The sequence below is a fragment of the Neorhizobium puerariae genome (genome assembly GCF_042429745.1).
GTDB classification, from domain to species: Bacteria; Pseudomonadota; Alphaproteobacteria; order Rhizobiales; family Rhizobiaceae; genus Neorhizobium; species Neorhizobium puerariae.
This window is the reverse complement of sequence record NZ_JBHMAA010000020.1, coordinates 1-14,401: the sequence shown is the minus strand read 5'-3', so window position 1 is coordinate 14,401 and position 14,401 is coordinate 1. Positions and strand designations below refer to the sequence as shown.

General features: G+C 63.2%; 17 protein-coding genes and 1 tRNA gene. 12 read left to right on the top strand and 6 right to left on the bottom strand.

What is annotated here, in order from left to right; genetic code table 11:
- Nucleotides 1-35 precede the first annotated feature (35 nt).
- The 3 genes from ACFFP0_RS18175 to ACFFP0_RS18165 all read left to right on the top strand — a co-directional run bounded on the left by ACFFP0_RS18175 (nucleotide 36) and on the right by ACFFP0_RS18165 (nucleotide 2,808).
- A complete protein-coding gene (locus tag ACFFP0_RS18175; RefSeq protein WP_377263466.1) occupies nucleotides 36-770 on the top strand; it encodes a hypothetical protein in 735 nt (244 codons plus the stop codon).
- Between the two features lie 145 nt (nucleotides 771-915).
- Nucleotides 916-2,454 (top strand): SPOR domain-containing protein, encoded by a 1,539-nt coding sequence (locus ACFFP0_RS18170; RefSeq protein ID WP_377263465.1) that lies wholly within the window; start codon nucleotides 916-918, stop codon nucleotides 2,452-2,454.
- Between the two features lie 84 nt (nucleotides 2,455-2,538).
- Entirely contained in the window at nucleotides 2,539-2,808 is a 270-nt protein-coding gene (locus ACFFP0_RS18165; RefSeq protein ID WP_377263464.1) for a hypothetical protein, read from the top strand.
- A gap of 3 nt (nucleotides 2,809-2,811) precedes the next feature.
- On the opposite strand, the gene ACFFP0_RS18160 is transcribed toward ACFFP0_RS18165, so the two are convergent.
- A complete protein-coding gene (locus ACFFP0_RS18160) occupies nucleotides 2,812-3,249 on the bottom strand; it encodes a DUF1489 family protein (RefSeq protein WP_377263463.1) in 438 nt (145 codons plus the stop codon).
- A gap of 70 nt (nucleotides 3,250-3,319) precedes the next feature.
- Entirely contained in the window at nucleotides 3,320-4,720 is a 1,401-nt protein-coding gene (locus tag ACFFP0_RS18155; protein WP_377263461.1) for an L-serine ammonia-lyase, read from the bottom strand.
- 214 nt (nucleotides 4,721-4,934) lie between these two features.
- Between ACFFP0_RS18155 and ACFFP0_RS18150 the strand changes: the two genes are divergently transcribed.
- Together ACFFP0_RS18150 and ACFFP0_RS18145 are read left to right on the top strand one after the other, a co-directional pair.
- Nucleotides 4,935-5,633 (top strand): DUF599 domain-containing protein, encoded by a 699-nt coding sequence (locus ACFFP0_RS18150; protein WP_377263460.1) that lies wholly within the window; start codon nucleotides 4,935-4,937, stop codon nucleotides 5,631-5,633.
- Nucleotides 5,634-5,685: 52 nt separating this feature from the next.
- On the top strand, nucleotides 5,686-6,645 hold the full coding sequence (locus ACFFP0_RS18145; protein ID WP_377263644.1) for an acetyltransferase domain-containing protein: 960 nt from the start codon (nucleotides 5,686-5,688) through the stop codon (nucleotides 6,643-6,645).
- Nucleotides 6,646-6,648: 3 nt separating this feature from the next.
- Here the strand turns inward: ACFFP0_RS18145 and ACFFP0_RS18140 are convergent, their stop codons facing one another.
- Both ACFFP0_RS18140 and mgtE read right to left on the bottom strand, forming a co-directional pair.
- On the bottom strand, nucleotides 6,649-7,041 hold the full coding sequence (locus tag ACFFP0_RS18140) for a MerR family transcriptional regulator (RefSeq protein WP_377263458.1): 393 nt from the start codon (nucleotides 7,039-7,041) through the stop codon (nucleotides 6,649-6,651).
- Nucleotides 7,042-7,101: 60 nt separating this feature from the next.
- Nucleotides 7,102-8,517 (bottom strand): magnesium transporter, encoded by a 1,416-nt coding sequence (mgtE, locus tag ACFFP0_RS18135; RefSeq protein ID WP_377263457.1) that lies wholly within the window; start codon nucleotides 8,515-8,517, stop codon nucleotides 7,102-7,104.
- Between the two features lie 195 nt (nucleotides 8,518-8,712).
- Here mgtE and ACFFP0_RS18130 point away from each other — a divergent pair, with 195 nt between their 5' ends.
- Both ACFFP0_RS18130 and ACFFP0_RS18125 read left to right on the top strand, forming a co-directional pair.
- Nucleotides 8,713-9,204 (top strand): peptide deformylase, encoded by a 492-nt coding sequence (locus ACFFP0_RS18130; protein ID WP_377263455.1) that lies wholly within the window; start codon nucleotides 8,713-8,715, stop codon nucleotides 9,202-9,204.
- A 53-nt stretch (nucleotides 9,205-9,257) separates the two neighbouring features.
- Entirely contained in the window at nucleotides 9,258-9,515 is a 258-nt protein-coding gene (locus tag ACFFP0_RS18125; protein WP_377263453.1) for a BON domain-containing protein, read from the top strand.
- A gap of 39 nt (nucleotides 9,516-9,554) precedes the next feature.
- On the opposite strand, the gene ACFFP0_RS18120 is transcribed toward ACFFP0_RS18125, so the two are convergent.
- Nucleotides 9,555-9,977: an OsmC family protein gene (locus ACFFP0_RS18120; protein WP_377263452.1), complete on the bottom strand. Its 423-nt coding sequence runs from the start codon at nucleotides 9,975-9,977 to the stop codon at nucleotides 9,555-9,557.
- 253 nt (nucleotides 9,978-10,230) lie between these two features.
- Nucleotides 10,231-10,315 (bottom strand) — tRNA-Leu (locus ACFFP0_RS18115).
- Between the two features lie 179 nt (nucleotides 10,316-10,494).
- On the opposite strand from ACFFP0_RS18115, the gene lipB reads away from it, so the two are divergent.
- From lipB to ACFFP0_RS18090, 5 genes are all read left to right on the top strand, one after another.
- On the top strand, nucleotides 10,495-11,223 hold the full coding sequence (gene lipB / locus ACFFP0_RS18110) for a lipoyl(octanoyl) transferase LipB (protein WP_377263450.1): 729 nt from the start codon (nucleotides 10,495-10,497) through the stop codon (nucleotides 11,221-11,223).
- Between the two features lie 63 nt (nucleotides 11,224-11,286).
- Nucleotides 11,287-12,207, top strand: coding sequence for a DMT family transporter (locus ACFFP0_RS18105; RefSeq protein ID WP_377263449.1), 921 nt, complete (start codon nucleotides 11,287-11,289; stop codon nucleotides 12,205-12,207).
- Nucleotides 12,208-12,306: 99 nt separating this feature from the next.
- Nucleotides 12,307-13,017 carry a hypothetical protein gene (locus ACFFP0_RS18100; protein WP_377263447.1) on the top strand — a complete coding sequence of 237 codons (711 nt, stop codon included), beginning with the start codon at nucleotides 12,307-12,309 and terminating at the stop codon, nucleotides 13,015-13,017.
- Nucleotides 13,018-13,459: 442 nt separating this feature from the next.
- Complete coding sequence (locus ACFFP0_RS18095; protein ID WP_377263446.1) at nucleotides 13,460-14,077, top strand: GNAT family N-acetyltransferase; 618 nt, start codon at nucleotides 13,460-13,462, stop codon at nucleotides 14,075-14,077.
- 135 nt (nucleotides 14,078-14,212) lie between these two features.
- Nucleotides 14,213-14,401: alcohol dehydrogenase catalytic domain-containing protein (locus ACFFP0_RS18090; protein WP_377263444.1), on the top strand; the 189-nt coding region annotated here is incomplete at its 3' end.

Sequence of the window (14,401 nt, the reverse complement as noted above, 5' to 3'; positions counted from 1 at the left end):
GGCGAGTGTCCCTCGATGAACATGGAGCGCACGGCATGGCAGGTCCAGCCCCCACCCCTTCTTCCCTTGAGGAAGAACCGTTGATCTCCAACCGGTTTCTCTACCGGTTGACGGCGGTCATCGCTGTGCTTGCAACGCTGACGGCGGCGATCGGCATAGGCGGACGCTGGTTCGGCGAACGCATCGCTCTCGCGGGCCATACCGACAGCACCGAGCAGTTTATGGTGCGGATCGGGCAGGACAGCCTCCGGCTCCCGGCCAATATGATCCGCTTTCGGGAACAGCGGCGAAGCGGGACGGCGGAACGTGCGGACCTCTATGCGACATGGCCCGAACTTGAGGGATACAGCGCCGGATCGCGCCGGCGTTTCGATGACGTTTCACAGTCCTCGTCATTGATTTTCCTGCAATTGTCGCAAAGCACCATGTCGCGCGACATGTCCGGCCGGCTCGACCCGATCTATTCGAAATTCTTCGACGGCGACGGACAGGAGATGGATTTCGGGCTGACGCTTCACCACCTGCGCGCCGATTCCGGCTATGGCGGCGAAGTCATCCTCACCGCGCCTCGCCCGGGCTCCGCGGACTATGTCGTGCGCTGCCTGCTGCCGGCAGCCGGAGAGAAACCCACCAGCGGCGACTGCCAGCGCGACATCCATGTCGGCCAGGACCTGACGGCGCTCTACCGCTTCTCCAGCGCGCTTCTGAAGGACTGGCAACATATTGATGCCGAAGTTCGGTCCTTTGTCGAAAACCGGCTGGCGAAATAGGCCCCGGCGGACGGATGGAACGAATGTCTAAAATGCAGCGGATCACCGCAAGCTGCCGTTCATCATAAACCTCTTGGTAACGCTGTTCTCCTACAGTGAGGGATAACGGCCGTGACGGAGGAGCGTCCGGACGTATGAAAATGTGATGCAAGCGATGAGTGCGGCAGTGTCGAAAACAATGTTCTCCGCTTCCTTCCCTAAGGGTGGCGCTACGGTTCCGGGACGTTTCCTCGGTTGTCTCTTTTCCCTGGTTCTGGCGGTATCGGTTTTCTCGACGCCTGCTGAGGCAGCGCCGAAATACGCCGGTATCGTCGTCGACGCCAAGACCGGCAAGGTCCTTTACGGCGAAGATCCGGATGGCCTGCGCTATCCCGCTTCTCTCACCAAGATGATGACGCTCTACCTCACGTTCGAAGCCCTCGAAGCGGGGCGCATCAGCCTTGACAGTCCGGTGCCGGTGTCCGCTCACGCCGCTTCCGAGCCGCCCTCGAAGCTTGGCGTGCGCGCCGGAGGCTCCGTCTCGGTCGACCAGGCCATCCGCGCGCTCGTCACCCGCTCCGCCAACGATATCGCAACCGCGCTCGGGGAATTCCTCGGCGGATCGGAAGACCGTTTCGCCCAGATGATGACCAGCAAGGCGCGCGCGCTCGGCATGACCCGCACGACGTATCGCAATGCCAACGGGCTGCCGAACACCACGCAGATGACCACTGCCCGCGACCAGGCGCGCCTGGGCATCGCGCTGCGCCAGCATTTTCCGCAGTATTACGGCTATTTCGGCATCCGCAGCTTTAACTTCGGCAAGCAGGTGATCGGCAACCATAACCGGCTGGTCGGCACCGTAAAGGGCGTGGACGGCATCAAGACCGGATATACCCGCGCCGCCGGCAGCAACCTTGCCACCTCGGCCCAGGCCGATGGCCGCTCGATCGTCGCGGTCGTCCTCGGCGGCCGTTCGAGCGCCGCCCGCGATGCCACGATGCGCAAGCTGGTCGCCGAATACCTGCCGCAGGCCTCGTCGCGCGGCGGCAACAGCAACCTGATCGCCCAGGCCGCCCCTGCCGCGCCTGTGCCGGCAGCACCCGTGCGATCCGCTCCGTCGGTCGCCGCCACGCAGTCCGACGCGCGCCAGATGGCTGCGCTCGACCTGCCGAACAGCGGACCCATGCCGGGTGCACGCTACAACGAGCGCATGCCAGTCGCCGAAGCTCCGGCCGCCGCATCGGCCTATGCCGCCGAGCCCGCACAGAAGAAGGTCATCAACCAGGTGATGAGCACCGCCATGGGCTCCATGGCGGCCGTGCCGACCCCCGCTCCGGAATATATTCCCGAGCGGACCGAGACGGTGGCTGCGCACCGCCTTGGCAAGGGAACCGTCGACGACGTGACCACCGCCTCGACCAGGGCATCTGCGCCGGCTGCCAGCCCGGCGGCGCCGAACGGCTGGGTGATCCAGATCGGCGCATCGCCCACACAGAAAATGGCCCAGGATCTCCTGCAGAATGCGCAGGATAAAGGCGGAAAAGTATTGCGTTCCGCCAAACCCTTCACTGTCGCCTTCACCAACAACGGCGCACAGCTCTATCGCGCCCGCTTCGGTGGCTTCGATGACCAGAAGACGGCCGTGGATGCCTGCAATGTCTTGAAGAAAAAGGGCATCAGCTGCTGGGCTTCGCTCCAGTGAGCGGCCCGCAACGAACGACGAAATGCTCGCACCGGATATCCGGTGCGGGGGAAGCTCGAAAGTAACGCGTAAACGGAGTTTCCGATGGGGATGAATGAAAACAGCGTGGAATTCGCCTTTCGGCCCGCGCACAAGACAAGAGCCAAGGGTGTAGCCCTCAATCCGCTTCACGAGGCAGCCATGCGGCTTGCAGGACTGGGTATCAGTCGTTCCAGGGAAAGAACACGCGACCTGGTCGCGATGCTGCTCGGCCATGGAGCCCGCGCATGGCGTCAGTCCCAGCCGGAAGCGGGTATCCACCTGCATGTCGGCATGCGATCCGGCCGGGCGCCCGTCCGTATCAGGCTGCGCTGAAGTTTAAAGAAGCCCGAGTTCGGCGAGCTCTCGCCGAAGCTCTTCCGGCAGCGCCGTGACGCCCTCGCCCATCTTGCCGAGATCGCGTGGCGTTTCCTCGTCCTTTAGATATCGCCAGCCCTGGAAGGGCCGCTTGGGCTGCGGCGCCGTCTCAATGACCTCGGGACCAAGGAGCAGGTGGCATCGCTGGATGCCGTCGCCCTCTGTGAAGGTCTCGATCTCGAGAAGTTTCTGGCGGGCCATGACCTGCCCCTTGATCACCCAGTAGAGCGAACCGCCGTCCAGAAGTTCCTCGGTGCGCTTCGGCACCATCCGCGTCGTGTGCACGCTGTGCGGTTCGAGGCCGGCCGCCATCGCCTTGAGCGAACGCTCCGCCACCCAGTCCCTGAGGTCCTGGATCGAATCCGCGCCGACACAGAGTTTGATCAGATGAAGAGCCATTCCTCGGTTCAAGACCCAATGAGGCCCTGCGTCAAGCCCCTCGCCGCTTGCTCCACAGCGACGGAAGGCATCAGCATTCGACGACGTTGACGGCGAGGCCTCCGGTGGAGGTCTCCTTGTATTTCTCGCTCATGTCGTTGCCGGTCTGGCGCATGGTCTCGATACAGGCGTCGAGCGGCACGAAATGCGTGCCGTCGCCCTTGATGGCGAGCGAGGCGGCCGTCACGGCCTTGACCGCGCCGAGCGCGTTACGCTCGATGCAGGGCACCTGCACGAGGCCTGCGACCGGGTCGCAGGTCATGCCGAGATGGTGTTCGAGCGCGATCTCGGCGGCGTTCTCGATCTGCTCCGGCGAACCGCCCATGACGGCCGCGAGCCCCGCCGCGGCCATGGCGGCCGCCGAGCCCACCTCGCCCTGACAGCCGACCTCGGCCCCGGAGATCGAGGCATTGTGCTTGATGATGCCGCCGACAGCCGCCGCCGTCAGCAGGAAGTTGCGGATGTCCTCCTCGGTCGCATCCTCATGGAAATGCAGGTAATAACGGATGGTCGCGGGGATGACGCCCGCCGCGCCGTTGGTCGGCGCCGTCACGACGCGCCCGCCGCCGGCATTCTCCTCGTTGACCGCCATGGCATAGACGGAGAGCCAGTCGTTGGCGAGCAGCGGGTTCAGCCGGTTGCTGCGCCATTCCTCGTTGAGCTTGTCGTGGATCGACTTTGCGCGGCGCCTCACCTTCAGCCCACCCGGCATAATGCCGTCGACCTTGAGCCCGCGGTCGATGCAGCTCCTCATCGCCGCCCAGATGCCGTCGAGACCGGCGTCCAGTTCGGCGGCGCCCATCTTCGTCTCTTCGTTGGCGCGCTTCATCTGCGCGATCGTCAGCCCCGAACCTCGCGACATGTCCAGCATCTGCTTCGCCGTCGAGAACGGATAGGGCACGCGCGCATCGGAGGATGCCTTTTTGGAGGAGCGCATCGCTTCCAGTTCCGTATCCGTCACCACGAAGCCGCCGCCGATCGAATAGTAGATGCGCTTCAGAAGCAGTCTTCCGTCCTTGCCCAAGGCGGAAAAGCTCATACCGTTGGCATGTCCCGGCAGCGGCTGCTTCTTGTCGAAGATCAGGTCCGTCCGCGGCTGGAACCGGTAGGACGGATGGCCGGGCGGCGTGACGAGGCCGGTCCTTTCGACGTCGGCGATGATCTCGTCCATCCGGTCCGGATCGACGCGTGCCGGCTCCTCGCCCACCAGGCCGAGGATCACCGCCCTGCCCGTTCCGTGGCCGATGCCGGTGAAGGCGAGCGAGCCGTGCAGGCTCACTTTCAACTCCGCGACCTGGGCGCCCGGCGGGCGCGGCCAGTCGTCCGACAGGATGAGCGCCAGGAAACGATTGGCGGCCGACATCGGCCCCATCGTATGGGAGCTGGATGGACCTATGCCGATCTTGAAGACGTCGAAGACGGACAGAAACATGAGATCATACCTGGAAACGGTGATGCCACAGGCTATGTCAGATATGCCATGGCGCCGTAGCTGTTACCCGACATCCGGTTAGATGCGAGCGACATGTTTCTAAGATAGAAACTGTGCCGGAGGAATACCAGCGATGCCGGCTTCCGGCCACCCTTGCCGGAATCCCGGAACTGACGCATTACAAATGGCATTCCTCTGAGTCCCGGTGAGGCCAATGACAACCGCCGACTACATCGCTCTCGCGCTCTTTGCCTTTCTCTGGGCCGGATATTCCTGGGTGACGGCCGGCGCGGGAGCCCGCTTTTTTCCGCGCCTGAGCCTCAACCGGGCCATGGCCGAACGCCGCAAGCGGTGGATCTACAATTCGCTTCGCCGCGACCTGAAGATGATCGACACTCAGATTTTGGCAGGCCTGCAGAACGGCACCGCCTTCTTCGCCTCGACCTCGATTTTCGCGATCGGCGGCTGCTTCGCCCTGCTTGGCGCGACGGACAAGGTGGAGGCCGTCTTCAGCAATCTGCCGATGGTCGCCTATGGCGGCCGCACCGCTTTCGAGATCAAGGTGGCGGGCCTCACCTTCCTGTTCGGTTACGCCTTCTTCAAATTCGGCTGGTCCTATCGGCTCTTCAACTACTGCACCATTCTCTTCGGCGCCCTGCCGATGATGCACGATACAAATGTCGACCGTACCGCGGCCGAGCATGCCGCCGATCAGGTCGTACGGATGAACACGATCGCCGCCAAACATTTCAACGCCGGTCTTCGCGCCCTGTTCCTGTCGATTGGTTATCTCGGCTGGTTCGCCGGGCCCTATATGTTCATGGCGATGACCTCGTTCGTCATCTTCGTGCTCACCCGCCGGCAGTATTTTTCCGAGGCGCGGCTGGCGCTTATGGACCGCGACATCCAGTAACCCGGAAAGACCCACAGTGACTGTTGCCGACAACCCCGCTTCCCCCTCGTGCATGCCCCGCATCACTCTCATCGATACCCTGAGGGGCGTGGCCCTTATCGCCATGGCGACCTATCATTTCACCTGGGACCTGGAATTCTTCGGCTATATCGAGCCCGGCACCGCGACCCAGGGCCTTTTCCGCGTCTACGCCCGGTCGATCGCCAGCTCGTTTCTGTTCCTCGCGGGCTTCAGCCTCGTCCTTGCGCATTTCCCCGCGATGCGCTGGTCCTCATTCTGGAAGCGGTTCGCCATCGTCGCCGGAGCGGCCGCGGCGATCAGCATCGCGACGCTGTTCGCCTTCCCGAATGAATGGATCTATTTCGGCATTCTGCACAATATCGCGCTGTCGAGCCTGATCGGGCTCGCCTTCCTGCGCCTGCCCGCGCTCGTCACGGCCGCGGCGGTCCTGCTGATCGTCGCCGCCATGATAACCGACTACGGCCCGATGCCGGGCATCCTGGATTCGGCCGCGTTCAACACCCGCGCCCTGAGCTGGCTCGGCTTTGCCGAAATCCCGCCGCGTTCGAACGACTACGTGCCGCTCTTTCCCTGGGTCGCCGCGCTGCTTGCCGGTGTGGCCGTCGCACGCATGGCGATTTCCGGAAACTGGCTGCCCCGCCTTGCCGCCGTTCAGACGAAGCCCAGCCTTCTTTCCAAAGCCGGCCGGCACAGCCTGATCGTCTACCTCATGCACCAGCCCGTTCTGATCGCGCTCCTGTATCTTTTTTCGCTCGTCCATCCGCCGCCGCCGCCGGACCCGCGCCACGCCTATATGCTGAGCTGCGAGGCGGGCTGCAACAGGCAGACGGGCGATCGGGCCCTCTGCCAGCGCTTCTGCGGCTGCACGGCGGACCGGCTCATCGCCCAGTCGCTCATGATGCCGCTGCAGACAGGCGGCATCACGCCGCAGGACGACCGCGTCCAGGCAATCGCCGAGCAATGCTCCATGGAAACGCCATCATCCGATTGAGGATCAGGTTCCGACGCCGATCTCGGCAAGCCGCGTCAGGCAGGCTTCTTCGACATTGTTCAGCTCGGCGAGCGTATCGTCGATGTCCTTGCGCTTCTGGCGAAGCTCCTCGCGCTTTTCGTCGACGCGTTTCATCAGCAGCTTGAGCTGGCCGAGTTCGCCCGGCGGCTCCTTGTAGACCTGGATGATCTCGCGGATCTCGGCGATCGTGAAGCCTATTCTGCGGCCTCGCAGGATTTCCTGGATCAGCCTTCTGTCCGCCGCCCGGAAAAGCCGCGTCCGGCCCCGCCGCTCGGGATGGATGAGCCCTTCATCCTCGTAAAAACGAAGTGTACGGGTCGAAACCCCGAATTCGCGCGTCAATTCCGTTATGCTATAGTATTTGTTCACAACCACATCCTGCTGCTCGTCCTCCGAAAATAATTGACTTTTACGTAACAGTCAATTTTGCGGGCGTCAGTGGAGCAGCCAGAGCGTCGCAAGGCCGAGAAACGAGAAGAAACCGGTCGTATCGGTAATGGCGGTGACGAACACCGCCGAGGAGACGGCCGGGTCCGCGCCGGCCCGGTCGAGGATCATCGGGATAGTGATTCCCGCCATGGCGGCCGCGAACATGTTGATCAGCATGGCCGTGGCGATCAGCCCGCCGATATTGGGGTCGTGGAACCAGAGACCGGCCACGGTCCCGACCAGGCAGCCGATCAGCACGCCGTTGATGAGGCCGACGCCGGCTTCCCGTCGCGCGACCCGCCAGGCGTTGTGGATGTCGAGATTGCGGGTGGCGAGCGCCCTGACGGTCACCGTCATCGTCTGCGAGCCGGCATTGCCGCCCATGCCCGCGACGATCGGCATCAGGATTGCGAGCGCCACGACCTCTTCGATCGTCGCCTCGAAAAGCGAGATCACCGAGGCCGAAATGAAGGCGGTGAAGAGGTTGACGAGCAACCAGGGCACGCGCGAGCGGGACGTCTGCGCGACCGAATCGGAGAGTTCTTCGTCGCCGACGCCGGAAAGGCGCATGATGTCCTCTTCCGCCTCTTCCTGGATCACGTCGACGACGTCGTCGATGGTGAGCACGCCGACCAGCCTTCCGTTCTCGTCCACGACCGCGGCGGAAAGGAGGTCATACTGCTCGAAGAGCTGGGCGGCCTCTTCCTGGTCCATGTCGGCGGGAATGGGATAGCTCGTCTCCCGCATGATCGTCTCGACCTTCACCTGCCGCTTGGTGCGCAGGATTCTGTCGAGGTCGACGGTGCCGAGCAGCTTGAAGGTCGGATCGATGACGAAAATCTGGGTGAAGCTTTCCGGCAGGTCCTCCTCGTCGCGCATGTAGTCGATCGTCTGGCCGATGGTCCAGAACGGCGGAACGGCCACGAATTCCGTCTGCATGCGCCGTCCGGCCGACTGCTCGGGATAATCGAGCGCCCGGCGAAGCCGCACCCGTTCCGTGAACGGCAGCTTGGCGAGGATCTCTTCCCGGTCCTTCTGGTCGAGGTCTTCGAGAATGTAGACCGCGTCGTCCGAATCGAGGTCGCCGATCGCCGCTGCGATCTGCTCGTTCGGCATCTGGTCGACGATCTCGAGGCGGATGGCCTCGTCGACCTCGGTGAGCGCCGTCAGGTCGAAGTCCTTGCCGAGCAGCCTGACGAGCGCCGAGCGCTGGTCGGGCAGGATCGCTTCCAGCAGGTCCCCGAGTTCCGATTCGTGCAGGCGGGCGACGTGGCTCCGCAGGAAAAGGACGTCGCGATCGGCGATCGCAGCCCCCACCAGCGCCAGAAAATCGGCGCGGATCGAACCGTCCTCGGAATAGATGTCGTCGCCGGCGTCGTCGGTCTTTGTGCGCAGGCGGTTGTCTTCGCCGATATCGCTCATCTGCCGCCCTCGCTGCTTCGCCTGACAGACCCGGGAATAGCGGCCAAAAACACATCGCCAACAACCGGATAGCCCGATCCGGCGGCGGTGTTCATGTCGCCCCTTTTCCTGCTAGAACAATTGGCGTTGCCGGTCCAGTGCGCACCCTGAAACGCGCTGGAAAATCCATGTGCAAAGACCGGGGAAAGCTCGAAAATGACTGTCCGCACCATCCTCAAATATCCCGATCCGGGTCTTTCCCTGCCCTGTCGGCCGGTCGCGGCCTTCGACGCCGGCCTTGCCGCGCTTGCCGGGGACCTTCTGGACACGATGCGGGCCGCGCCCGGCGTGGGGATCACCGCGGCCCATATCGGCGTCTTCACCCGCCTCGTGGTCCTGGAACTCTCCCGGGAGGCCGGCCCCCACTTCTATGCCAATCCGGAAATCCTCTCCTCCTCCGCGGAGACCATGCGGCATGCGGAAGGCAGCGTTTCCATGCCCGGTGCGACCGACGAGGTCGAACGCCCGAAGCGAATCCGTTTCCGCTACCAGGATCTGGAAGGCGTTTTCCATGAGGAGGAAGCCGAGGGCTTCGAGGCGATCTGCATGCAGCACGAGATCGATCAGCTCGACGGCATCTTCTGGCTGAAGCGGCTGTCCCGGCTGAAGCGCGATCGCCTCACCCGCAAATGGGAAAAGCGGAAATAGAACCAAAAACCCGTTCATCCGTTATCCGGTCGCAGCAACGAGGAGCTACGACCATGAATGCGATTGCAGGCAAGACCGCAGCCGAGCTCGAACGGGAGGTTTCCGAACGCCTGGCGGACCTGCCCGATGTCGACGTCTCCCACATCGAGCCGCATGCGGAGGGAACCAGGGTGATTCTCGAAGGTTCGGTCGATACCGTGTTTTCGGCACGCAAGGCCGTGCTGAGCGCGGAAACCGTCGAAGGTGTCCATGACGTCGAAAGCCATCTGACGCTGACGGGCGCCAGGGACGGCGCGTCCACGCATCATTGATGCAACGAAGCACCGACCTGGGCCGGGAGGATACCCGTCCTAGCCGAGCTCGATGGAGAACGCCGGCGAGCCCTTCAGCGTGTTGCTGACGGTGCAGATTTCCTCCGCCATGTGGACGATCTCCGCCTTCTGATCGGCCGTGAGATCGCCCTCGACCTTCAGGTCCACGATGAAGCGCGTGACCCGCGAAGGACCGTCATGCGCCTTCTCGCCCCTCACATGAGCCCTCACCTCGGCAAGCCTGTCGAGGATGCCGAGCCTGCTTGCCGCGATCCGCCCGCTGAGCACCAGGCAGGCGGCAAGCGAGGAAAACATCAGGTCGAGCGGATTGAATCCGGGTTCGGAGGCTCCCGTCACCACATCGATCCGCCCGTCCGTCTCGCTTGTCACCCACGGGTGACCGGTGCGCCCGAGCACGGCCGTCGCGCCGGTCTGGCGGGCCTTGACCTTGATTTCTACCATGGACTTCCCCCGGCGCTTGAAGTGGAACGACGACCAATCCACCAGATCGGCCCTGGATTTCAAGACCGCATCCGGGCTTTTTCACCGTTCTCCGGCAGGATGAGTGCCTCCATGTTCTGTCCCCGGGTGCCCGGGACCAGGAGCGCAAGGGAAAAATCCAGAAAGAACGGGAGCTTGGCCGGCAAATTTCCAACGGCAGATTCTCTGCCGGAAGCCTTCCGCACAACAAAAAACCCGCCGAAGCGGGTTTTGTTGGTGCGGTCGAGAAGACTCGAACTTCCACGGGTTGCCCCACAGCGACCTCAACGCTGCGCGTCTACCAATTCCGCCACGACCGCATCGTGGTAGGTGCCGATTTGCGTCGGCGGGGCAGCATGTAGCAAAAGGATTTGGGGTGCACAAGTATGCCGTGACAGTTTTTTGAAGGATAAAAATCGGCGGCCGGCATACCTATATGGAAACGGCCGGAAAGCCCGGCCCCTTGCCCACCGTTTTCGTTTTTGCCAAAAGAATTTCCATGCTGACACGTACCGATCTCGACCTTTCCATGTTGCCCGGAGCCGGTTCGCCGCCGGTGCGCTGGCGGATTTCCGATGGCCTCGTCCCCTATGAGCAGGCGGTGGCGGAGATGGAGCGGGAAGTCGCGGCGATTGCCGATGGCGACGCCGACGAGCTTGTCTGGCTCCTGGAACACCCGCCGCTCTATACGGCCGGCACCAGCGCCCAATCCGCCGATCTCATCGAGCCGGACCGATTCCCGGTGTTTTCCACAGGCCGCGGCGGCGAATACACCTATCATGGTCCCGGCCAGCGGGTCGCCTATGTGATGCTCGACCTGAAGCGCAGGCGTCAGGACGTCCGCGCCTATGTCGCGGCGCTGGAAGAGCTGGTGATCCGCACCCTCGGCATGATGAACGTGCGGGGCGAGAGGCGCGAGGATCGCGTCGGCGTGTGGGTGAGGCGTCCGGAAAAGCCGCTCCTGCCGGATGGCACCATGGCCGAGGACAAGGTAGCGGCACTCGGCATCCGCCTGCGCCGCTGGGTGAGCTTCCACGGCCTGTCGCTCAATGTCGATCCGGACCTTTCGCATTTCTCCGGCATCGTGCCGTGCGGAATCAGCGCCTACGGCGTCACGAGCCTTGTCGATCTCGGCCTGCCGGTGATGATGGCCGACGTGGACATGAGGTTGCGCGAGGCCTTCGAGGAGATTTTCGGGCCGACGGTTTCCGATCTCCGTTCCGCCTGATCCCGGCTTGAAGATCGCGGCCTGCTGTGGTTCAAGATCGCCTTTCCTTCGAAAGCGCCAGGCATGCCCTCTCCCACACCTGAAAATCCGCTCAAGGGCATGGCCATCATGGCCACCTGCATGATCGTCCTGCCGGCCATGGATGCGATCGCCAAATACATGGCGACCTTCGAATCCATGTCGCCCGGGCAGGTCACTTTTTACAGGTTCTTCTTTCAGCTCGTCTGCATCCTGCCTCTGGTGGTCTTGACCGGGGCGGACGTTTTCAGGGCGAAACGCCCCTGGATGAACCTGTTTCGCGGCGTATTGCATGCCTCGGCAAGCCTGATGTTCTTCGTTGCGGTCAAATACATGCCGCTGGCGGATGTTTTTGCCATCTACTTCGTCGAGCCCTTCATGCTCACCATGATGTCGGCGTTTTTCCTCGGGGAGAAGGTCGGCTGGCGGCGCTGGCTGGCGATCGTTGTCGGGTTCGGCGGGGCCATGATCGTGATACAGCCAAGCTACGCGATCTTCGGCTGGACGGCGCTGCTGCCGGTGGTCTGCGCCTTCCTCTACACGCTCTATCTTTTCCTGAACCGCGCGATCGGCAAAGCCGATTCGCCCCTCGTCATGCAGACCATGGCGGGCGTCGGCGGCACGCTTTTCATGGGCGCGGCGCTGAGCTTCGGCGCCGATCTCGGCGGCGCGGATTTCGCGCCGTCGCTGCCAGGCTCGTGGCTCGGGCTTTTCCTGCTGATCGCACTCGGTTCGATTTCCGGCTATATGCACCTGCTGGTGGTGCGCGCCTTCCGCCTCGCGCCGCTCTCGTTGCTGGCGCCCTTCCAGTATTTCGAGATCATCTCGGCCACGGTGCTCGGATATGCGCTTTTCGGCGATTTCCCGACGGCATCCAAATGGCTCGGAATTCTCATCATCGTCGCCTCCGGCCTCTTCATCATCTGGCGCGAGCGCATCAGATCGAAACAGGCCGAGGCGGTTTAGCGGCTCCTTTGAACGGCGGTTAACCTTGCTCCTTTTCCGCCCCTCAACTTCTTTTCGGTAGAACCCACATTCAGTTTCATGATGAAACGGAGAAAAGAGATGAGCGGTTTCCGCTTTTCCTTTCCGGCATGCGTCATCGCCGGGAAAGGTCGCATCACGGCCGACGATATCCTGATGCTGCGCACCTATGCGTTCCCGGACGGCATCCGTTCCGCAGAGGACGCCCGCGCGCTTCTGGCGTTGAACGACCTCTGTCCCGCATCCGGTCCCGAATGGGCCGGCTATTTTGTCGAAAGCCTGGCGATGTTCGTCGTCCACCGCAGCGAACCGGCAGGCATGATTGACGATGCGAACGCAGCCTGGCTGATGCGCACGATAGCGGCCGATGGCGTCGTCCGTTCCGCCCCGGAACTGGAATTGCTGCTGCATGCGATGGAGATCGCGTCCGAGGTGCCGGAAAGCCTCTCCGCTTTCGCGCTCGACCAGCTCCGCCTCGCGCTGGGGCCTGAAGCACAAGGCGCCTATCGCGCGGGCCGACCGGCCACCGAAGGCATAAACGCCCACGACCTCGCCTATATCTGGCGCGTATTGCGCGGCGCCTTCGAGCGCGGCCGGCTGATGCTCTCGCCGTCCGAAACCCTGGTGCTGCGCGAGATCGACCGGCTTGCCCCTCGATCGGCCCACCATCCCGCATGGAGCGAGATGATGGCGGCGGTCGTGACGTATGAAAGGCCAAGGGAAATATTGCGGACCAAACGCTGGCTCTCGATCGACGACAGTCATCTTCTCAACGACGAAATGGCGGCTTGAGGAGACGGACGCGTCTCGCCCCGACGGGCGCAGAAACGCTCCGACCTGCTGATTCTCTGCAACATGCTCTGCGGAAACCGTTACCGGTTTCCGGGCCGGTGCAGGGCAATCGCATATGAGCAAGATATGCCTTTTTTCTTGTGGAGTGATGGGCAGGCAAAGCGCTCCCTCTTCTCCCCAGCGGGGGTCCGAAGGACGGGCGAGACCTGTGGCTCGCCCCGGCAAAGGTGGTCCGCAGGACCGGATGAGGGGGGTGAAGCCAAACAGGCTGGCGATAAGATTGCCGCGTGTACACCCCTCATCGCCTCGCTTTGCTCGGCACTTCTCCCCGCTGGGGAGAAGAGGGAGCAAACCGCACCTGCTCGGTTCCTCATATGCGATTGCCCTGCAGGCCGGCGCGGCAGGCATTGACATTCGGCCGCCAAGCGGTTCCAAAGGCCGCATGACGACCGAAAATCCTTCGCTCCCCTCCGGCTATTCCGCCGTCCCGCCCGGCAAGATCGCAAACGTCGAGACGAGGCTCGAGATGTTCGTCCGCCCGCCCTTGAAAACGTCACTGGCGGCCGATGCTTCGCTTTCCCTGGAGCGTTGGCGATCCGTCGATGTTCCAGCCTATCGCACGCTTTTCCGTACGGTCGGCGAGCGCTGGATGTGGACCTCGCGGCTTGTCATGGCCGATGAAGAACTCGCGGCAATCCTCGGCGACCCCAGGATCGAAATCTTCAGGCTCATGGACGGCGATCGTGCCATCGGCCTGCTGGAGCTCGATTTCCGGGAAGAGGGCGAATGCGAGCTGACCTTTTTCGGCCTCGTGGCCGATGCCATCGGCAAGGGCGCCGGCCGCTTCCTGATGGACAACGCGGTCGCGATCGCCTGGTCGCGGCCGATCCGCCGCTTCTGGGTTCACACCTGCTCGTTCGACCATCCTTTCGCGGTGCAATTCTACCAGCGTTCGGGCTTCCGCCCCTATGCCCTCCTGGTCGAGGTCAGCGACGATCCTCGCCTCACGGGGTTGATGCCGAGAGAAGCCTCGCCGCATGTGCCGCTCATCGAACCTTGAGCGAATGGACGACGGTAACGCCACGCCGCCCGCCTGCCGTCTTTTGCCTCGATAAAACCGTGCCCCGCGGCTTGAGCCGCGATACCCCCCGTGCGAAAGTCCGCCCGGATTCGTGAGAAGCATCAGGAGAGAGACATGGATGTCCGCGCTGCCGTCGCCGTTCAGGCAGGAAAACCGCTCGAAGTGATGACCGTGCAACTCGAAGGTCCGAAGGCTGGGGAGGTTCTGGTCGAGGTGAAGGCGACGGGGATCTGCCATACGGACGATTTCACGCTGTCGGGGGCCGATCCGGAAGGCCTGTTTCCGGCGATCCTCGGCCATGAG